Origin of the sequence: Ferrovibrio sp. MS7 (genome assembly GCF_038404985.1) — a bacterium.
Taxonomy (GTDB): Bacteria; Pseudomonadota; Alphaproteobacteria; order Ferrovibrionales; family Ferrovibrionaceae; genus Ferrovibrio; species Ferrovibrio plantarum.
This window is the reverse complement of the sequence record NZ_JBBKBA010000002.1, coordinates 446,971-465,634: the sequence shown is the minus strand read 5'-3', so window position 1 is coordinate 465,634 and position 18,664 is coordinate 446,971. Positions and strand designations below refer to the sequence as shown.

The 18,664-nt window shown below is 60.5% G+C and carries 23 protein-coding genes; 10 read left to right on the top strand and 13 right to left on the bottom strand.

Going from position 1 to position 18,664, the window contains the following annotated elements:
• Nucleotides 1-63: 63 nt before the first annotated feature.
• The 4 genes from V6B08_RS15405 to V6B08_RS15390 all read right to left on the bottom strand — a co-directional run bounded on the left by V6B08_RS15405 (nucleotide 64) and on the right by V6B08_RS15390 (nucleotide 3,389).
• Nucleotides 64-918 (bottom strand): hypothetical protein, encoded by an 855-nt coding sequence (locus V6B08_RS15405; RefSeq protein WP_341982458.1) that lies wholly within the window; start codon nucleotides 916-918, stop codon nucleotides 64-66.
• 211 nt (nucleotides 919-1,129) lie between these two features.
• A complete protein-coding gene (locus V6B08_RS15400; RefSeq protein ID WP_341982456.1) occupies nucleotides 1,130-1,351 on the bottom strand; it encodes a dienelactone hydrolase family protein in 222 nt (73 codons plus the stop codon).
• 529 nt (nucleotides 1,352-1,880) lie between these two features.
• Nucleotides 1,881-2,723, bottom strand: coding sequence for a dienelactone hydrolase family protein (locus V6B08_RS15395; protein ID WP_341982454.1), 843 nt, complete (start codon nucleotides 2,721-2,723; stop codon nucleotides 1,881-1,883).
• A 54-nt stretch (nucleotides 2,724-2,777) separates the two neighbouring features.
• A complete protein-coding gene (locus tag V6B08_RS15390) occupies nucleotides 2,778-3,389 on the bottom strand; it encodes a hypothetical protein (RefSeq protein WP_341982452.1) in 612 nt (203 codons plus the stop codon).
• Nucleotides 3,390-3,725: 336 nt separating this feature from the next.
• Here V6B08_RS15390 and V6B08_RS15385 point away from each other — a divergent pair, with 336 nt between their 5' ends.
• Complete coding sequence (locus V6B08_RS15385) at nucleotides 3,726-4,079, top strand: helix-turn-helix transcriptional regulator (RefSeq protein WP_341982450.1); 354 nt, start codon at nucleotides 3,726-3,728, stop codon at nucleotides 4,077-4,079.
• A 3-nt stretch (nucleotides 4,080-4,082) separates the two neighbouring features.
• Here the strand turns inward: V6B08_RS15385 and V6B08_RS15380 are convergent, their stop codons facing one another.
• The 8 genes from V6B08_RS15380 to V6B08_RS15345 form a co-directional block, all read right to left on the bottom strand.
• A complete protein-coding gene (locus V6B08_RS15380) occupies nucleotides 4,083-4,424 on the bottom strand; it encodes a DUF3768 domain-containing protein (protein WP_341982448.1) in 342 nt (113 codons plus the stop codon).
• A 76-nt stretch (nucleotides 4,425-4,500) separates the two neighbouring features.
• The gene (locus tag V6B08_RS15375; RefSeq protein WP_341982446.1) at nucleotides 4,501-4,743 is read right to left on the bottom strand and encodes a hypothetical protein; all 243 of its coding nucleotides are present in this window, start codon (nucleotides 4,741-4,743) and stop codon (nucleotides 4,501-4,503) included.
• Nucleotides 4,740-5,069, bottom strand: a complete 330-nt coding sequence (locus V6B08_RS15370) for a hypothetical protein (RefSeq protein ID WP_341982444.1) — start codon at nucleotides 5,067-5,069, stop codon at nucleotides 4,740-4,742. Before V6B08_RS15370 ends, V6B08_RS15375 begins: the two co-directional genes overlap by 4 nt.
• Nucleotides 5,070-5,077: 8 nt before the next feature.
• The gene (locus V6B08_RS15365; protein WP_341982442.1) at nucleotides 5,078-5,284 is read right to left on the bottom strand and encodes a hypothetical protein; all 207 of its coding nucleotides are present in this window, start codon (nucleotides 5,282-5,284) and stop codon (nucleotides 5,078-5,080) included.
• Nucleotides 5,285-5,379: 95 nt separating this feature from the next.
• The gene (locus V6B08_RS15360) at nucleotides 5,380-6,381 is read right to left on the bottom strand and encodes a hypothetical protein (protein ID WP_341982439.1); all 1,002 of its coding nucleotides are present in this window, start codon (nucleotides 6,379-6,381) and stop codon (nucleotides 5,380-5,382) included.
• Nucleotides 6,382-6,509: 128 nt separating this feature from the next.
• Complete coding sequence (locus V6B08_RS15355) at nucleotides 6,510-7,085, bottom strand: tyrosine-type recombinase/integrase (RefSeq protein ID WP_341982437.1); 576 nt, start codon at nucleotides 7,083-7,085, stop codon at nucleotides 6,510-6,512.
• A 157-nt stretch (nucleotides 7,086-7,242) separates the two neighbouring features.
• Complete coding sequence (locus tag V6B08_RS15350) at nucleotides 7,243-8,628, bottom strand: MFS transporter (protein WP_341982436.1); 1,386 nt, start codon at nucleotides 8,626-8,628, stop codon at nucleotides 7,243-7,245.
• A 27-nt stretch (nucleotides 8,629-8,655) separates the two neighbouring features.
• Nucleotides 8,656-8,937 carry a metal-sensing transcriptional repressor gene (locus V6B08_RS15345; RefSeq protein WP_341982434.1) on the bottom strand — a complete coding sequence of 94 codons (282 nt, stop codon included), beginning with the start codon at nucleotides 8,935-8,937 and terminating at the stop codon, nucleotides 8,656-8,658.
• Between the two features lie 83 nt (nucleotides 8,938-9,020).
• Here V6B08_RS15345 and V6B08_RS15340 point away from each other — a divergent pair, with 83 nt between their 5' ends.
• The 8 genes from V6B08_RS15340 to V6B08_RS15305 all read left to right on the top strand — a co-directional run bounded on the left by V6B08_RS15340 (nucleotide 9,021) and on the right by V6B08_RS15305 (nucleotide 17,087).
• Nucleotides 9,021-9,425 (top strand): hypothetical protein, encoded by a 405-nt coding sequence (locus tag V6B08_RS15340; RefSeq protein ID WP_341982430.1) that lies wholly within the window; start codon nucleotides 9,021-9,023, stop codon nucleotides 9,423-9,425.
• Nucleotides 9,426-9,532: 107 nt separating this feature from the next.
• Nucleotides 9,533-10,204, top strand: coding sequence for a HupE/UreJ family protein (locus V6B08_RS15335; protein ID WP_341982429.1), 672 nt, complete (start codon nucleotides 9,533-9,535; stop codon nucleotides 10,202-10,204).
• 17 nt (nucleotides 10,205-10,221) lie between these two features.
• A complete protein-coding gene (locus V6B08_RS15330; protein ID WP_341982427.1) occupies nucleotides 10,222-10,848 on the top strand; it encodes a transmembrane anchor protein in 627 nt (208 codons plus the stop codon).
• A gap of 20 nt (nucleotides 10,849-10,868) precedes the next feature.
• Nucleotides 10,869-11,990, top strand: a complete 1,122-nt coding sequence (locus tag V6B08_RS15325) for an efflux RND transporter periplasmic adaptor subunit (RefSeq protein ID WP_341982424.1) — start codon at nucleotides 10,869-10,871, stop codon at nucleotides 11,988-11,990.
• Nucleotides 11,991-15,077, top strand: a complete 3,087-nt coding sequence (locus tag V6B08_RS15320; protein WP_341982422.1) for an efflux RND transporter permease subunit — start codon at nucleotides 11,991-11,993, stop codon at nucleotides 15,075-15,077.
• Entirely contained in the window at nucleotides 15,074-15,385 is a 312-nt protein-coding gene (locus V6B08_RS15315) for a DUF3240 family protein (protein WP_341982420.1), read from the top strand. Before V6B08_RS15320 ends, V6B08_RS15315 begins: the two co-directional genes overlap by 4 nt.
• Nucleotides 15,385-16,827: a TolC family protein gene (locus tag V6B08_RS15310; RefSeq protein WP_341982418.1), complete on the top strand. Its 1,443-nt coding sequence runs from the start codon at nucleotides 15,385-15,387 to the stop codon at nucleotides 16,825-16,827. Before V6B08_RS15315 ends, V6B08_RS15310 begins: the two co-directional genes overlap by 1 nt.
• Nucleotides 16,828-16,850: 23 nt before the next feature.
• A complete protein-coding gene (locus V6B08_RS15305; RefSeq protein ID WP_341982416.1) occupies nucleotides 16,851-17,087 on the top strand; it encodes a hypothetical protein in 237 nt (78 codons plus the stop codon).
• A gap of 21 nt (nucleotides 17,088-17,108) precedes the next feature.
• Here V6B08_RS15305 and V6B08_RS15300 read toward each other — a convergent pair whose 3' ends face one another.
• The gene (locus tag V6B08_RS15300) at nucleotides 17,109-17,564 is read right to left on the bottom strand and encodes a chromate resistance protein ChrB domain-containing protein (RefSeq protein WP_341982415.1); all 456 of its coding nucleotides are present in this window, start codon (nucleotides 17,562-17,564) and stop codon (nucleotides 17,109-17,111) included.
• A 100-nt stretch (nucleotides 17,565-17,664) separates the two neighbouring features.
• Between V6B08_RS15300 and V6B08_RS15295 the strand changes: the two genes are divergently transcribed.
• Nucleotides 17,665-18,642, top strand: coding sequence for a chromate resistance protein ChrB domain-containing protein (locus V6B08_RS15295; protein WP_341982414.1), 978 nt, complete (start codon nucleotides 17,665-17,667; stop codon nucleotides 18,640-18,642).
• Nucleotides 18,643-18,664: the final 22 nt, after the last annotated feature.

The window sequence follows — 18,664 nt, the reverse complement described above, 5'->3', positions numbered from 1 at the left end:
CTGTAATCCGAAATCCAATATGACATTTTTGTCCAGTAGATATTTCATGCCAGAATAGTATTGTTATTTGTGGCTAATCTTTTCTGCGCCAAATGCGGGGGCAATGGTTTCATTCCATATTTTTAGGGCCTCGAAGCCTCCGCCGCTGCCAATTATTTCTAGTGGCTCGTTCGCAGCGACAATACCTTGAGGAACATATTCTAGCTCGGTATTGCCTACAGCGGCGCGAAATGCAGAAAACCCCTGTCTTTGAAAACGAGGGAGGTCGAGGATTGCTGCTTGAAATTTTTTGATTGTGTTGTCTCCGGCTCCGGGCCCAATAATGTCTACTTCACGGGCCCGGAAAAGTGTGGCCGACTCAATCACGACGGTACTGGGTATCTCTTCAATGAAATGGCGGTGATCCCATCGTTGCAAACGTGCGGTAAGGTCAACGCACTGAAATGGAGGGATAACTAGCCAGAAATGCCCAGTTATGCCACATGGGTCGTCAAGGTGATCTACAAGCCTAAGGTACCGAGGCCCTAATTCAGGATGGTTCGTGAGAGAAACTGTGAGGGAACCACCCGCGACGTAGCTCCAAATGCCAAGCCGATCAAGGAAGCGGTTTGCAGCAAGATTAACTTGCTTACAATTGCCTAGAAGAGCGTCCGTGGAGAGATGCTTATGAATTAGAGTGCAGAAACGGGGCAGGACCTCTCGCACCTGCTTCATGTACCTTACCGTGTATGGCTGGTCTCGCACCCAGATTGCGTAGTTCTCGAGAAATAGTGGGTTTCGCTTTTCTTGTTGGATGAAGCCCGGATTATCATAAAAACCAGGACTTGAAGCGTCGATACTATGCTTGTCAAAAAGTGAGCGCAGCATGGCATGGCGAGTAGAAGAATTCAGAGTTTTACGCCTTTTCGCCTCACCCATAATTTTCTTCCTTTAAAATACAATGAAAAATCTAACCACATGACAATAATAGCTATCCCATAGAAAGAGAATAACCTTTTGTCCAGACTATGTTGCCCAACAGGTCCAGGGGGCGTTGGCGCAGGGTCAGGCTGATCTCCAGACAGTCTTAAACTATATGCTGACTGGGTAGGGTCACATCGGGTTCTTGGCCGGTGTGACAGGAGGGAGGTTACGTGCTGCCGCCGGTCTTGTGCTTCTTCACCCCGTCGCCAACACCCCAACCATCCGCTTCTGTGATGCGCCCGGGCCGGTCGAAGCTGTGATAGGTGCCGGGGTAGAACCCCATTTCAGCCGGGGCTGCCGACTTGGGGGCGTCGCCTGCCTGCAATTCACGGCAGAGAGGTGCCGGTGTCCGGCTGTCATCATCTCCAATGAGGTTGAAGAGCGGCACACGCTTATTTTCGTGTCTTGCTTGGGAGTGGGGTAAGGGTAATAGGCGACGGTGCCACGGATGCGATATGACTTCAGCTTATACTTCTCCTGTACGGCTCTCATGATTGTCCAACCGCCACGGGAAAAGCCAACGAGGCCGATCTTGTTCTTTGCCACATAGGGCAAGCTAGCTAGATATTTAGTGCCCCAGGACACTAGGCGCTCTGCCCAAGCCATATGATGGTAGTCGGTGCCGCCACAACCGTGCAGAACGATGACTACAGGGAATGGCTCATTGCCTCAGGGTTTATAAATGCCTGCATACACTGTTGCTGCAACACCTAGCGCCGCAATAAACGCGTTTGGGTAGGTCACATTCTCCTTGGACCAGGCGCGGGTCTCATTGAGAGAGACGCAAAATGCGAACACCAATAAGACAAGGCTTTTTTTAATATCTTACGCATGAATTCTCCTGTCGATTTTGTGGTGAAACTTAACGAAAGGCTGGCCCTTCCTGATTATCGAAAGGGAGGTTGTCTGGAGGGTGGCTATTTCAGAAGCCTGCCAAGAAACTCCTTCACCCGCTTCTCGGCATCGGCTGTGGCGGCAGGATTCATTTCGAGACGATGCATCTCGACCTTGCCGCCGATCACGGTACCCGGCACGTCAACCGGGCGCGGGATGTACTCGTCGAAGGAATGCGTGACGCCCGGATAGACCACCAGTTCGACTAGGTCCTTGCGCTTGAGCGTGCGGCCGTTGACCAACTCCTGGCAGCGATAGGCCGGCGTCCAGCCGTCCTTGTCGCCGATCAGGATCAGCAGCGGAATGGCGACGTTGCCTTCGGTTTTCACATCGCAGAGCGGGTAGTAGGCAATCGAGCCCTTGATGCCGTACTCCTTGGCGTGGAAGTCTTCCTGGACCAGCTTCATGGTGGTCCAGCCACCGTGGGAGAAACCGATGGTGGCGAGCTTTCCCTTGGCGACATACGGCTGCTTGTTGAGCCACTCGGCAGCCCCGATGGCATCGGATACCCGCTTCTGCGGCATTACGGCCGGAGTGTTGGTTGCGATCCCATTGGGGAAGCCTCTCGGCGAGAAGCTGTCGATTACCAAGGCGACGTAACCCCAGGAGACGAGCTTGCGGGCCCAGATACGGTGATGCTCGCGCAGACCGCCGCTGCCATGCATCACGATCACCGCCGGGAACGGCCCGGCGCCTTCGGGCCTGTAGACTTCCGCCTTGATGTCGAGCGGCTCACTCCCGCCGGGAAAGCTGGCGGTTGGATAGGTCAAGGTATTTGCCGGGGTATCGGTGGTCTTGCAGCCTGCCAGGCTGAACAGGGCGATGGATACACAAAATGCCGAAACCAGATGCTTCCATTGAGCCATTCTGCTTCTCCCAAGTATGCGGATGGGTATGTGCGAGGCGAAAACTGGATATGGCTAGAACCGCGCCTCAATATACCAGTGGCCTTTGGTCTTATCGGTCCAGCTTATGCTGTAGAGAATGGTCCGCTTCCCGGCATTGGTGATCGCCTCGGCTTCGCAGAAATAGCCAAGCAACTCGCCGTTCTGGTCCTTCACGACGGCTTCGCCGGCATTCCACTTCCAGGCATTCTGCGTCAGGGCGGCGGAGAGTATTTCCTGTATCTCCAGCTTCAGCCGGCGCCCCGCGGGTGAGTTCTTCACCGCTTCCTTCAGGTGGCTCTGGGCTGTCCGGCTCTCGCAAGTCGGCAGGGAAGCGGTCTGGCCGAACTCGCCATCAGCGCCTTGCCGCATCAGATTCCAGCCAAGGACAATGACCAGGACGATGCAGAAGACAATCTTGTCCCGGACCCGATGCAGAACCACTGTGTCTTTCTTGCGCTTATAGACGGGCCCCATCCAAAGCAGGACCAGCCCCGGTAGCAGCAGCGCCAGCGAGGCCAGCACGTTGAAGAAGGCGACCGCCACGCCCAGGGCGTTGATGGTCCCGACGAACCAGAGTTTGCGGTAGGCCGGGATGGCGCCCCATTCGGGCAAAGCGGGAGCGGTGACGGAATCGGTGTTCGTCATGAAGGCCTCTTTTCGGCGGGTGGATTGGCTATGGGGGATTAAAGCGGCGGTCCGGCGCCCGGTTCTGTTCGGATGGTTGTATCTCCCCGGCGGACACGATTCGGCAGGAGATGCCGTTTTATCGGAACTCCCGCTCCAGTAGTCGTAATTATCCTCGTGGTTATGTCGCGGTCAAGCGGCATTTCCGTATTCCTGTGCGGTGGTTAAGGCGGCGACCCGAAACGACATTCGGGTATGCAAAAACGCCATTCGACCCAGTCCTCAGGCCGTACTCGGGGCCCAGCCAAGAAACCCGCTCCCGCTTCCCGGGAGCCGCCGGCAACACCGGAAGAAAAGATGCGCCGGAAGCAACTCGGTCGCCGGATCAAGATGTTGCGCAAGGAACGCAAGCTGAGCCAGGAAGGGCTGGCCGAACTGATCGACAAGAGCGTCGACACGATTTCCAATGTCGAGCGCGGTGCTACCTCGACGCGGATGTCGACGGCGTTCGAGATTGCCCAGGCGCTGAAGGTCAGCTTCACCGACCTGTTCGACTGGGTGGATACTCCGAAGCAGACGCCGCAGCAGAAGGCTCAAGCCGCGCTGGTGGAGAAGTTCCGGGCCTTGCTGCAGGGCAGTACCCAGGCCACTTTGGCTGATGTGGCGGAACTGACCCGGGCGATCTCCGAGGCGGCAAGCCGGCAGAAATAGCCGTCAGTATTCCTCGGCCAGCATCAGGGTGAGCACCCGGGTGGTGACGGCCGGGTCGGCGGGATCGGGTGAGCCGTATTCGAGCGCCTTGTCGTAGGTGTCGATCTTCCAGAAGAAGGTCTGGCCGCTCTCCTTGAAGTTGCCGAAATCATGCTCATGGTAGGGATCGTTGTCGGCGCTGAAGGCGTTGAAGCTCATTACTTGGCGGGTCAGAACGGCCACGCGGATGGGCCCGAGGGCCTGGACGCCGGCGGTGATCATGAAACGGCCGCCGGTGCCGGTCTTGCGGAAGGCATCGTTCAGCGCCCGGATGCAGGCGGTTCGGTCAAGCTGTTGCTGAGACATGGGCAAACTCCTCTCATTGCCGGAAGCGGGATGCTGCCGGCTGGGTGGGCGATGGGTGAAGGACAGGGGGCGGCGGTCAGCCGGTGACGCGGCGGGCGCGGCGTAGCCGGTAGGCGGCGAGCGGTGTGGTCCGGTCGTCCAGGATGACGAAGACGGTGCCGACGAGCCGGGTCAGGCCGTGGCCGATGTTTTGGCGGTCGCGGCGGTAGCGCAGTTCCAGGATGCGGGTGACGCGGTAGGGCCTGCCGGGCAGCAGCACCAGCACCTCGGTCTCGACCGGGCGGCCTTCCAGCAGGAACATCAGTTCATCCACGGTCATGGCGTCGCCCTCCCATTGGTGGGCGGCGGGGGCGGCGTTGTCTCCGGGGGCGCTTCCCTGGGCGGGAAGTCGTTAAAGAGCTGGTCCAGCGCCAGGTGGATGTTCTCGGCGCCGAGTTCCAGGATCGGGCTGTTCGGCGCGATCACCAGACCGGTGAGCAGCAGACCCAGCTTGCAGGCACGGTCCAGGCGGTCGCCGAGTTCATCGGCTTCCGCCCTGGTGCCATCGAAGGCCAGGACGAATAGCTCGGTCTGCTTGCCCTGGAACAAGGCAATGTAACGCCCCAGGGCAGAGGGGGCGGGTGGATGGCTGAATTGGGTTGTCATGCCGGGCCTCAATCGAAGCGGAGCGTGGCTTCGTCGGCATCGTGCAGCACCGGCTGGGGATGGCCGGCCCTGGCCCAGTCCTGCCAAAAGGCAACAAAGGGCCGATGGTCCAGGGTGATGCGGGCCGGGCTGCCGTCGTCGTCATACTGGCCCAGCAGCGAGACGACGCTGCCGTGGTCGACGATGCGGCTGATATGGACGGGACGCTCGATCATGGTGTTCTCCTTCAGTTGAGCGATGGGCAAGCGGATGCGTGGCGCCGGCCGGGGCGGGCGCAGGGAAGACGGATTGTCTGATTGGTGCTTAGGGGTTACTCGGCGCCGTAGAGGCGCAGCAGGGCAGCCTGGCTGCCGGCCTGGATGGTCTTGGCCGCCAGGGGCATGGCGCGGTGCGGACCGCGCTTCGGGCCCTCCGCCACCACGGAAGCCGGCACGTTCATGGCAGCCAGGGTCGATTGCTTGGCACTGGGCAGCTTGGCCTCAAAATGCGCCGCCCCGATCGCCAGGCCGCCCCGCAGGGCTGCCGAGGCCACCGCCAGGCCATGCCGCTGCCAATAGCCGTCACGGCCCGGCTGCTTGAAGGCATGGATAGCGGCCAGTGCCAGGGTAGGGTGGTGCTCATCGAGCAAAGCCTGCCACTCCCGCAATGCCTGTTCCCGGAGTGGCTTGAAGCCTGGCTCCTCCACCCGGGGGCATTTACCGTTCGGTAGCCACAGATCCCGGATCGGAGAGCCGCGCTGCTTCAGCATGCCGGGATCGCCGCAGATGCCGAACATGTCGAAGCAGGAGCAGAGCGCCGCCTTGTGGCCGCTTGGCAGGATGACGAAGCGATGCGGCGAGGCATAGTCCACCAGGGCGGGGACATAGACCCGCTTGCAATGGATGGTGTCCTGGTCGGCCGGAATGATCTTACGGGCCAAGCCGGTAATGCCATCGGCTCCGACAGCGATACAGAGCTGATCGCCGAACTCCCAGCGCCGGGGCGAGGCGGAATCCACCCCGAAGACCACCAGGCTGCCGGGTGAGGCCTCGGCCAGGATAGCCACGGCCTCCCGCACCGCCGGCATGAAGCCTTCCTTGGCGAGCAGCTTGACCCGGGCAGGGTGCTTCTTGCCGCCGAGATAGGCCGAGGCGCGGAAGAAGGCGCCCGGCAACAGCAAGGCATCCAGGCCATGCCATTCGGGATCTTCCGCAATCGCCTGGGCGGCGGCAAGCAGCAGCCTGGCTCTTGGCTTGTTGATGGCTACACGATGGGCGCGCTTACCCAGCACGCACAGGGCCGCGATCCGCGGCGACCGGTTCGGTCCACGCATGAAACACTCCAGATTGTTGAGTTGGGATTCGGGTTGCTCAGAGACTTCGGACCATGCCGGATCAACCCATGCCGGCCTGCCGCTACAGATCCCAGCCGAAATACTTGGCCGGGCTACTCAAGCCATACTCACATCAGGGCGACCAGCCGCCGCTTGGCATGGCCATCGCCGTCGATGTAGCGCTGGGTCTGCTCGATGGAGCGATGCCCAGCCAGTTGCTGCACATCCCGCAAGCTCCCGCGTGCCTTGAAGACCAGCCGGGCGGCCCGGGTGATGAAGGTGCGCCGGCCGGAATGGGACGAGCAGCCGGCAAAGCCGAGCCGGCCGTAGAAGTCCCGGAACCAGTTCACCACGCTGCTTGCCCGCATCGGGCCGCCGCGCTCGGACTCGATGACATAGCCGCTTGGGCCCCGATACCGCCGCAGCCGGCCCAACACATGCCGCAAATCCGGGTGCAGCGGGATGGACCGACCACTATTCATCTTGGCCACCCGGTCCTCAAGCTCGATGCGGTCGCCGAGATGACCGTCCGAGGTCTCGGCCATCGCCCAGGTCAGCCCGGCGATCTCGCCCGCCCGCAGGCCGGCCTTGACCGACAGCAGCAGCATCGCCTGGTCGCGCCGGCCATGCCGGCCACGGCCTGCCTCGCCCAAGGCCAGCCGAAGCTGGCCGCTTGTTAACACTTTGGCTTGTTTGCCTGCCATTTTAGCCTCTTTCTGAAGGTGAATACCCGCAAAAGTAGTATATCAAAACACAGAAATATGTCAATAGAAACAAATACATAAGCCGAAATGGTTAATTTTCGACTTGGCAAGATGATTGGGTGCTGCTGGCTTATCAGCATAACGGGCTTTGGGTTGGCTAGTGAGAGTTTTCGCGGCCAGAAGTTGCTTTACCGACTATCGAATTAGCAACTGAAGGCTTTGTAGTTGAATAAGGCCATTCCGGGTGATGGCTGTCGATCACGAAGGTATGGCTGTGGCGATAGCCGGCCGAGGTATGCGTGCCGCCGGCGAGATGAGGGTGTTCAGGGCCAAGATCCTGGTGCACATGGTCAAGCTCCTCCGGGTCCCGGCTCGGCCAGAGCCTGCTGGCGGCCAGGATGGCGATGACGCCTAACGAGCAAAGAACCGCGAAGGTGGCTTGCAAGCCGATCTTCGCGCCGAACCATCCGGCCAGCGGATAGGTGATCAGCCAGCAGGCATGGGATAGGGCGAATTGGGCCGCGAAGAGGGCCGGCCGGTCTTCCGGCTGGGACGAGCGGCGCAGCAGGCGGCCCGATGGCGTCTGGGCCAGCGAGTAGCCCAAGCCAAGGACGAACCAGAGCGGCAACAGCAGCAGATAGCTGGGGACGGCGATGCCGAGCCCTAGGCCGGCGGTGAGGATGCCGGCACCTACGAGCATGGCGCGCCGGTCCGGAATCTGGTCCAGCAGGCGGGGCAGCAGCAGGGCAGCGGCCATGGAGCCACCTCCGAACGCGCCGAGCGCAACCGCCGTTGCCTGCTGATCGAGGCCGAACTGCGCCTGGACCAGCACCACGGTATTCACGATCACCATCGACCCCGCAGCGGAAACCGCCAGGGTCAGCGCCAGCAGGCCGCGCAGGCGCGGCGTTGCCAGGTAGATGCGGATACCCCGTGTCGTCCGGTCATAAATGCCACGTTTCTCCATAGGCTTTGGGCTTGGCAGGCTGACCGACACCACCAGGGCCGCAGACACCAGGAAGCCAACGACCGTGCCGGCAAACAGGTTATGGAAGCTGATAAGGGTCAGGAGGGCCGCAGCGAGCATGGGACTGACGAGGCTTTCCATGTCGTAGGCCAACCGGGAGAGGGATAAAGCCCGGGTATAGTCGCGCTCGTCGGGCAGGATGTCGGGGATCGTGGCCTGGAAGGTCGGGGTGAAAGCTGCTGAGGCTGATTGCAGGATGAAAATCAGGACATAGACCTCCCAGATCTGCGTCACGAACGGCAGCAGCACTGCGACAAATGCCCGCACCAGGTCCAAGGCAACCAGCATGAACCGCCGCGGCAGGCGTTCCACAAAGGCCGTGGCAATCGGTGCGACGCCGACATAGGCAATCATCTTGATGGCGAGTGCTGTGCCTAAAACGGCGCCGGCCTCTGAGCCGGCGAGATCGTAGGCGAGCAGGCCGAGCGCAACGGTCGCCAACCCGGTGCCGATCAGGGCAATGATCTGGGCCAGAAAGAGATGGCGATAAGTTCTGTTGGCGAGAATCTGAAGCATGGCAACGCCTCCCGCCACCCCCTGATTTCAGAGGTATTTGGCGATTTCCTTGAATTCGTCGATGGTGCGGCGCTGGCTGCGCGGCAATGCGCCCACCACGTCTTCCAGGCAATGATCAAGATGGTCCTGGATCAAAGTCTTCTTTGCCTGGCCGATCGCCTTCTCCACGGCATGGAGCTGTTGCGCAACATCCAGGCAGCCTCGCCCGGCCTCGATCATCTCCACGACACCGCGCAGGTGGCCTTCAGCCCGGCGCAGCCGCTTGACGATTTCAGGATGGGTGGCGTGTAGATGTGTGTGCTCGCTCATGGCTTGACACTATCCCCCTGGAGAGGATATGACAAGACCAATCGTCATTGGCTTTGTCATATCCCTCTGTTAAGATCGCACCCATGCTGGTTTGGAAGCGCAGGAGAGCAGTTCGGCCCTTCATCGCATTTGCGGTGACGGTTGCGCTTATCCTGTCGGCGATCGGCATTGCCTTCTCACATCATGCAAGCGTGGCCATTACCGATTCCGCGCATCATGCCAGTATTGGCGCGGGCGCCGATCATCACCATGATGGTCATTCCCATGATGATGACGAGGAAGACGGCGATAAGAATCCGCAGAAGCCGGCTCATAAGCACACCCATAATGCGGCCGATCACTCCCATGTAACGGCCAGCATTCCGCCGGCTCCGACGTCGATGTTCTTCGCGTTTGGGCATGATTGGCGGGGTGACCCGCCTTCATTCGGCGTCCTCAAACCCCACTTCAACCTCGACCGTCCGCCGAAACCGATCTTCTTCGCGTAATTGCCGTCGCTTTTGCGAGCACTTTTACCTGAAGAAGGTCTATTTCCATGCAAGTACCCTTTTGCAAGGGTATGCCGCGCTTGGCATTCATATGCCGCCGGCTATCCATGCCTGTTCTGGCCACCCTTCTCGCTGTTCTGGTCAGCAGCACCGCTTTCGCCCATGCCGTCGCCGATGGCGATAAAGGCTATATCCAGGAGGTAAGCGGCGTATTGCTGCTGCCCTTCACCTATCTCGGCGCCAAGCACATGGTGACGGGATACGACCACATCCTGTTTCTGTTCGGCGTCATCTTCTTCCTTTACCGGATGAAGCAGATCGCCATCTATGTCAGCCTTTTTGCGCTGGGGCATTCCTCGACGATGCTGCTCGGCGTCTATTTCGATTTCGGCATCAACAGCTATCTGATCGATGCCATCATCGCCTTCTCGATCGTCTACAAAGCACTGGACAATCTCGGTGCCTTCCAGCGCTGGTTCAATTACCAGCCCGATACCAAGCTGGTGACGCTGATCTTCGGCCTGTTCCATGGCTTCGGACTGGCCTCGAAGATCATCGACTACGACATATCGCCAGATGGCCTGCTGCCGAATCTGCTCGCCTTCAATGTCGGGGTCGAGATCGGCCAGCTTCTTGCGCTCTCCGCCATTCTGATCGCCATGGGCTACTGGCGCAGGACGCCCAGTTTCCTGCGCCATGCCTACACCGCAAACGTGGTGATGATGACCGCAGGCTTCGTCCTGATCGGCCTTCAGCTCACCGGCTATTTCACCTCCTGAGACATTGAGGAACACCCATGTACAACACCGATATGCCGACCCGCGCCGAGCTTCCCAGCACCAAGCAGCTGATCCGCTCGACCATCATCGCGATCCTGGCCGCCGCGGCCATCCTCATCACGATTGTCCTGCCGGCCGAGTATGCCATCGATCCGACAGGCATCGGCCGCATGCTCCGGCTCACCGAGATGGGCGAGGTCAAGCAGCAATTGGCCAAGGAGGCCGAAGAAGATCTCCGCCGCGACCAGCAGAATGCCGCGCCGGCGCCTGAGCGCCGCTCGAGCTTGGGGAGCTTCTTCATCCGCTCCGCCCAGGCGCAGACCGCTCCGGCAACCAAGGTCGCCGAGATGGAGATCGTTTTGCAGCCTGGCCAGGGGGCGGAAGTGAAGCTGGAGATGAAGCAGGGCGACAAGGCTGCCTATACCTGGGTCGCCACGGATGACGTGAACTACGATCTCCATGGCGACGCCCTTGGCAAATCGATCAGCTACAAGAAGGGGCGCGGCGTCGCGAAGGACGAGAGCACCATTACGGCGGCCTTCGATGGCAACCATGGCTGGTTCTGGCGCAACCGCACCAAGGCGGAAGTGAAGGTGACGCTCAAGGCAAGCGGCCAGTTTGCCGCGATAAAGCGCGTCCTCTGACCGAACCCGGGAAGAAAGAAATGAACTATCGCAACGTAATGTTGTCGGGCGCCACGGTGATTGTGGTGGCTGGCATTCTGAGCAATCCGGCCGCCTTCGCGGCCGAGCCGCTCAAGATCACCAAGGACCAGGCCAAGCTGGTCGGGATCGAGACTGCGGTGCTGTCACAGACAGCAGGTGCTGCCAGCCAGGGCTTTCTTGCCCGCGTCGTTATCCCGCCGCAGAAGATCAGGCATGTGGGGCCCGTCATGGGCGGCCGCATCGAAACCCTGCTGGTGGCGCCCGAGCAGATGGTGAAGCAAGGCCAGCCGCTTGCCCAGGTAGCAAGCCCAGAGCTTCTGAAGACTCAGCTGGAGTACATCCAGTCTGTTGCGCAGGAACAATACCTCAGGGAGACGCTTGCCCGTGAACAGGCGCTGTCTCAAGACCGTGTGGTTTCGCCAAAGCAGGTACTTGCCACCCGCAACGAACTCACGAATGCGACAGCAACGACGGTCGAGCGCCGGCTGGCGCTACAGATGAGCGGCATGGCGGATTCTGCCATTGCCGCGCTCGCGGCAAGCCGGGTGCCCGTGGGTGCCATAACAGTCCAATCGCCGATGGAGGGCGCTGTTATCGAGGTGGCGGCTTCGGTCGGTCAGAATATTGAGGCCGGCGGCGCATTGCTGAAAATTGCCCAGCTTTCCGTGCTCTGGCTTGAAGTGCAGGTGCCATCGGTGCAGATCAGCCGTGTTGAACTGGGCGCCGAGGTGATCATTCCGGGCGTAGATGCCAAGGGCAAGATCACTGCCATCGGCAGCACGGTGGATGCTACCAGCCAGGCGATCACGGTGCGGGCCGAGATTGATAACCAGAATGCAAAGCTGCGTCCTGGCCAGTTTGTCGAGACGCGGGTGCAATTTGCCCTGGGCCGGGAGCTTAAATACTGGAATGTGCCACCCGCCTCGCTCGTCCGCATGGGCAGCGATGTGTTCGTGCTGAAAGAAATCGACGGCGGCTACCAGCCCGTCGCCGTGCAGGTTCAGCATGAGGCGACCGACATTACCATGATCACGGGTGAACTGAGTGGTGAAGACAAGATTGCGGTTCGCGGCCTTGTTGCCCTGAAGGGCGCGATGCGTGGCCTCGGCGGGGGCGAGTAAATGTCCCAACTGGGAAGGATCGTAGAATATTCACTGGCGCAGCGCCTCTTTGTCCTGCTGCTGACAATCATGTTGATCGCCGGCGGCGCCTATGCCTTCCGGCAATTACCCATCGACGCTTACCCGGATGTATCCCCGGTTCAGGTGAAGGTGATCATGAAGGCTCCGGGTATGACGCCGGAGGAAGTGGAAGCGCGCATCACGGCGCCCATCGAAATCGAGATGCTCGGCATTCCAAACAAGCGGATCGTGCGCTCGGTGACCAAATACGCCCTGACCGACGTCACCATCGATTTCGAGGAGGGAGTGGATATCTACTGGGCGCGCAATCAGGTAGCGGAACGCCTGGCCAATATATCGAAGGATTTGCCGACCGGAATCAGCGGCGGCCTGGCGCCTATCACCACGCCGCTTGGCGAAATGTTCATGTTCACCATCGAAGGCGGCGATCTGTCGCTGACCGAGCGCCGCACGTTGCTCGATTGGGTGATCCGGCCGGCGCTGCGGACTCTTCCTGGCGTTGCCGATGTGAACGCCCTGGGCGGCCTGGTCCGGAGCTTCGAGGTTGTTCCCAATAATGCTGCGATGTCGGCCTATGGCGTTTCCGTGGAGAAGCTCCGTAAGGCCATTGAGGCGAATAACCGTAATGATGGTGCCGGGCGGCTGAGCGAAGGCGAGGAAGTCCTGCTTGTCCGGGCCGAAGGCAACATTGCGACGCTCGATGACCTGAGTGCCATCGTGGTGGCGTCCAATGGCTCCAGCGTTGTCCGGCTAGGCGATGTCGCAACCGTCAAGATCGGTAGCGTCACCCGCTACGGCGTCGTCACCAAAGATGGCAAAGGCGAGGCCGTACAGGGCCTGGTGCTTGGCCTGCGGGGCGCCAATGCCCGTGAGGTTGTCAATGCCGTGCAGCAGAAGCTGACGGAGCTGCAGCCAACATTGCCCCCGGGCGTGACCATCGAGACATTCTATGACCGCAGCAGCTTGGTCGACCGGGCCGTCGGCACCGTGTCGAAAGCTCTGCTCGAGGCCATCGTCCTGGTGCTGATCCTCCTGCTCCTGTTCCTGGGGGACTGGCGTGCCGCTTTCGTCGTGGCACTTACCCTGCCCCTGGCAGCCTTGGCGACCTTCCTGCTGATGCGCTGGACCGGGCTTTCGGCCAACCTCATGAGCCTTGGTGGCTTGGCCATCGCCATCGGCATGCTGATCGATGCTGCCATCGTGGTGGTCGAGAATGTGGTTTCTCATCTTGAGCATGACCGGGGCGCGGCGAATGCGCCGCTGCTGAATACCATATTCCGGGCCACCAAGGAGGTTGTGGTGCCGGTGGCGTCCGGCATTGCGATCATCATCATCGTTTTCCTGCCGCTGCTCACTTTGCAGGGGCTGGAAGGGAAGCTGTTCGTGCCGGTAGCCCTGGCAATTGTCTTCGCGCTCGGCAGCTCGCTGCTGTTGTCGCTGACGGTTCTGCCGGTTCTTGCCTCCTTCATCCTGAAGCGGAAGGGCCATTCCGATCCCTGGCTGGTCCGCAAGGCGTCGGGGATTTACCTGCCCACCTTGCGCTGGGCGCTCAACCATGAGCGTCCGGTACTGATCGTCGGCGCGGCGCTTCTGCTCGCCACCGCCGGCGTTTTCACCCAGATCGGCAAGACCTTCATGCCGACCATGGATGAGGGGAGCATTATTGTCGGTATCGAGAAGCTGCCTTCGGTCAGCCTGGAGGAAACCGCCGCCATCGATCTGAAAATCCATCAGATGCTGATGCGGGAGGTTCCCGAGGTCATCAGCATCGTGGCGCGGGCAGGTTCGGATGAACTGGGCCTCGATCCGATGGGCCTGAACCAGACGGATACCTACCTGATCCTGAAGCCGGAGGCCGAATGGCGGCAGCAGGACAAGGAATGGATGATGTCCGAACTGCGCCGGGCACTCAATCAGCTGCCTGGCATCTCCTACAGCTTCACGCAGCCGATCGACATGCGTGTGCAGGAGATGATCATCGGCGTTCGCGGCGATGTCGCGGTGAAGATCTTCGGGCCGGATATTCCAACCCTGAACCGCTTGGCAGAACAGATCACCACCCGCCTGCAGGGCGTATCCGGCAGCGAGGATGTCTTCACTACGCTGAACGAGGGCGTGCAGTATCTCAGCGTCAAGGTCGACCGCATGAGTGCCGGGCGTTATGGCTTGAGCGTGGATGACATTGCCGACTCCCTGCGGGCGCAGATTGTCGGCCAGGACCTGGGCATCGTTCTCGAGGACGGTCGCCGCACCCCGATCATTCTGAGGGGGACGGAAGCCATCCGGCAGTCGCCCGCGCTGTTCTCCAACCTGAACATCATCCTTGATGACGGCCGCTCCATCCCGCTTTCCTCGGTAGCCACCCTGGAGCGGATCGACGGTTCGGTGAAGATCGACCGCGAAAGCGGACTGCGCATGGCTATCGTGCAGAGCAATGTGCAGGGCCGTGATCTCGTCGGCTTCGTTGAAGAGGCCAAGGCGGCCGTTGCAAAGGATGTGCCGCTGCCGGCGGGCTATAGCCTGAAGTGGGGCGGCCAATTCGAGAACCAGCAGCGCGCCGCGGCGCGGCTTCAGATCGTGGTGCCGATCGCCCTTGGGCTGATCTTCATCATCCTGTTCGCCACCTTCTCGTCGGTGCGCCAGGCGGTGCTGGTCTTCGTGAACATCCCGTTCGCGATGATCGGCGGCGTCTTCGCCCTCTGGATTTCGGGTGAGTATCTGTCGGTTCCAGCCTCGGTCGGCTTCATCGCCTTGCTTGGCATTGCGGTCCTGAATGGATTGGTGCTGGTCAGTTATTTCAACCAGCTGCGCGAGGAAGGCGTCGCCCAGGCAATTCTGGTCGTGGATGGCGCCTTGCGCCGAATGCGGCCCGTGCTGCTCACGGCCAGTATCACCGCCTTCGGGCTGTTGCCGTTGCTATTCGCAACGGGCCCTGGCTCGGAAGTGCAGCGCCCCCTGGCCATCGTGGTGATCGGCGGCATTGTCAGCTCCACCTTGCTGACGCTCGTGGTACTGCCTGTCCTCTATCGCCGTTTCGGTACTTCCAGCCGCGAGGCCATCGCATGACAACGCAACTAGCATGTCTGACCCTTCTGGTGCCGAAGGCATTCGAGGAGAAGCTGGCTGATATCCTGCTGGCGAACCCGGTTGCTGCCAGCGCCGGCTTCACCATCCGCGATATCAACGCCTACGGCGCCAACATCGCCTATCGCACGGCCATGGAACGGGTCCATGGCCGGGTGCGGGGCGTGGAGATTGTCGTGATCGTGCAAGAAGCAGAGGCCGGTGCCGTGCTTGATGAGATCAAGCAGGCCATGCCGGGGCGCGGTGTCGTGTACCGGCTGTATACCATATCCGATGCAGGGGAAATCTGATGCGACTGATCGATTATAAGAGCCGGAAGGGTGGCCGCGGAAGCGCCGCGCTATGGATGGTGGCAGGTACTGCCGTATTACTGGCCGGCTGCGCGGAATACAAGGCCAGCCCGATTGTAGCTGCAGAAACCGCTGCGGTACTCGAAACCCGCAGCCTTGATGATCAGCGCCTCGCGCGCTTCATCGAGGCAGCCAGGCCTGGCGCCAGAGCAGGGGACTGGAACCTCTCCAACCTCACCCTTGCGGCATTGTACTTCCATCCAGACATTGAGTTGTCCCGCGCCAAGCTGGCCGTTGCGGAAGCCAGTGTGCAGACTGCGAAGCAGCGCCCCAATCCACTCCTCAGCTTGCTGCCATCCTTCAACCAGACGGTATCCACGCCATCGCCCTGGACCATTGGTGCTGTCGTCAGCCTCTTGGTCGATGCCACGGGCCAGCGCGATGCCAGGATTGCCCAGTCCGAGAGCATGGTGGAGGCGGCACGCCATGACCTGACAACTGCTTCATGGCAAGTCCGCGGGCAGGTGCGTTCGGCTTTGCTGGCGCTCTGGGCCGCACAAGGACGGCAGGATCTGGTCAACAAGCGGGCCGACCTGCAAGAAGAGTTTGTCGGTGTTCTTGAGCGGCGCTTCATCGTGGGGGAGGCGACATCCCTTGATGTGTCGCGCGAGAGGATCAATCTCAATCAGCTGCGGCTTGCGGCAGCTGAGGCCGGCCGTCAGGCCGAAGAGGCCCGTGCAAAGTTGGCATCGGCAATCGGCGTTCCATTGAAGGCGCTGGCGAATATCGAGCCACGCCTAGTGGAGATCGAGATGCCGGCCGCGCAGGTGCGGATTGCGTCCATAACGGCCCCAGATCTCCGGCGCACTGCCTTGGAAAGCCGCAGCGATGTGCTGGCATTGCTCGCCGAATACGAAGCGGCCCAGGGAGCTTTGCGTTTGGAGATCGCCAAGCAATTCTCCAACCTGACCTTGGGGCCCGGCTATACCTATGATCAGGGGGATCATAAATACTCTTTCGAGATTGGCGGCGAACTGCCGATCTTCAATCGGAATCAGGGCCCAATTGCGGAAATGACCGCGCGCCGGCAGGAGGCAGCTGCCCGCTTCACGGCATTGCAGGCCCAGATCATTGCCGCAATCGACACGGCGCTGACCAATCACCGCGCTTCAATGCGGATGGCGGAATTAGCCAGCAGCCAGCTCGCCAGCCAGACCGGCCGGCGCCGGCAGCTGCAGCGGGGCGTGCAGCTAGGAGAGCTCGACCGCTCGACCGTGATGTCGGCCGATATCGAGATCGGTGTTGCCGAACTAGCAAGATATGAGGCGGGCGTTCAGCAACGCCAGGCCCTCGAAATGCTGGAGGATGCCTTGCAGCAGCCACTTTTCGAGACTGCGGCTGGTATTCCCCTTCTGGCAAGAATTGTCGGCAGTCGAGAATGATAAAAAGCCACTCAATCGTGCCAATGCGCGGCTACGCCATTGTGATCGGCATAAGCCTCCTGCTTTCGGGATGCAGTACCGAGGAGTGGCAGCGCAGCTACCATGCCAGAATCCGGGAGGATTGCGCCGAGAAAGGCTTTCGGCCGGATACCCAGGAAGGCAAGCTCTGCTTCGCGAAAGCATTGCAGCGCGCCACGGCACGCCCACCAGGAGCCAAGCCCTATCGGCCGCCAAAGAGTCTTGAGCATTTCATGGAATAGTGTCGATGACACGAAACCGCCCTAGCTGGGGCGTGGTGGCCATGAGTGGTTTTCGTCCTGCCCGCTTCTGCACCAGGCATACAATGCGTCGTACATCACCATGCCATGCCGCAGCATCTCATGGTCATCAGTGAAGAGCGCGCTGAGCCCCAGTGAGATGGCCAACAGGCCGGGCGACTGCGGTGTCAATTCAAGCCGCGACGTATCGGCACCCCGGACAATCCTGGCCAACTGCTGAAGCGCGCCATCGGTCAGTGCGTATTGCTCCAGGAAGGCATCAAAGCTGCATTTCTCTCCGGCATGGGTGAACTTAACCCCCGGAATGTCATAGGGGATGGCCCCGGTGCGCCCGGCGATTTCAAGAACCTGGCCGCTTGGCACATAGAGGAATTCCGGCTCGCTATCGATGAAACGGGCAATCAGCCAGGGACAAGCGATCCGGTCGATCTTCGGGCGTTCGCGGGTAATCCATTTCATATCGATGCTCATTCGCTTTGGTATGATATGAAATATGATACATAGATAATTATAAGATACAAGTGTTGCATTTTTCGTTGAAGCGGCTAGGATGGCGGTCATGAGGGTTCACGCACCGACAATCGACCGCTGGCTACTGCTCATTCACCAATTGCCGGCAAAGCCCGCATATTTGCGCGTCAAAATCTGGCGGCGCCTGCAGGACATCGGCGCGGTGGCGGTCAAGAAGACCGTCTATGCCCTGCCAATCGGAGAGCAAAGCCAGGAAGACTTCGCGTGGCTGCTGCGCGAAATTGCGGAAAGTGGCGGCGAGGCGATGATCTGCGAGGCCCGGCTCATCGAAGGTCTAAGCGACCAGGAAGTGCGGGCGAAATTCAATGATGCCCGGGATGCGGATTATCAGGCGCTTGCGGCGGATATACGCAAGCTGCCGGCGACTGCGGCCAGGGACGACGCGACTGCAGTCGGTGCCGATGTGAAGGCCCAGGTGACGCGCTTCCGCACGCGCATGCAGCAGATCATCGCTATCGACTTCTTTGGCGCCGACCGCCGCGAGGGGACCGAGGGCATTCTCGCCGCTCTTGAGGCGCGCGTGAAGGACGGGGAGAGCCAAGCCATGCCGGCCGTTGCAAATGCTGCGCTGGGGGAATTGACGAAGCGGACCTGGGTCACCCGTGCCGGCGTGCAGGTCGATCGCATTGCCTCTGCCTGGCTTATACGCCGGTTCATCGATCCCGCTGCCGGTTTCAAATTCGTGCCGGCCAAGGGCTATGAGCCACGGAAAGGTGAGCTGCGCTTTGACATGTTTCAGGGCGAGTTCACCCATGAGGGCGACCGCTGCACCTTCGAGGTGCTGATTGCCCGCTGTGGCATCAGGGATGCGGCCCTGGATGCCATTGCCGAGATTGTCCATGACATTGATCTGAAGGATGGCAAATATGGCCGTGATGAAACGCCCGGCATCGCCCGCCTGCTCGGCGGCATTGCAGCCAGCATCGTGGACGACAAGGAACGCATCACCAAAGGCTCCGAGATATTCGAGGGCCTGTACGAATCCTTCCGTGCGCAGGGTCGCTAGCTGGCGGATGAAAGGCCAATTG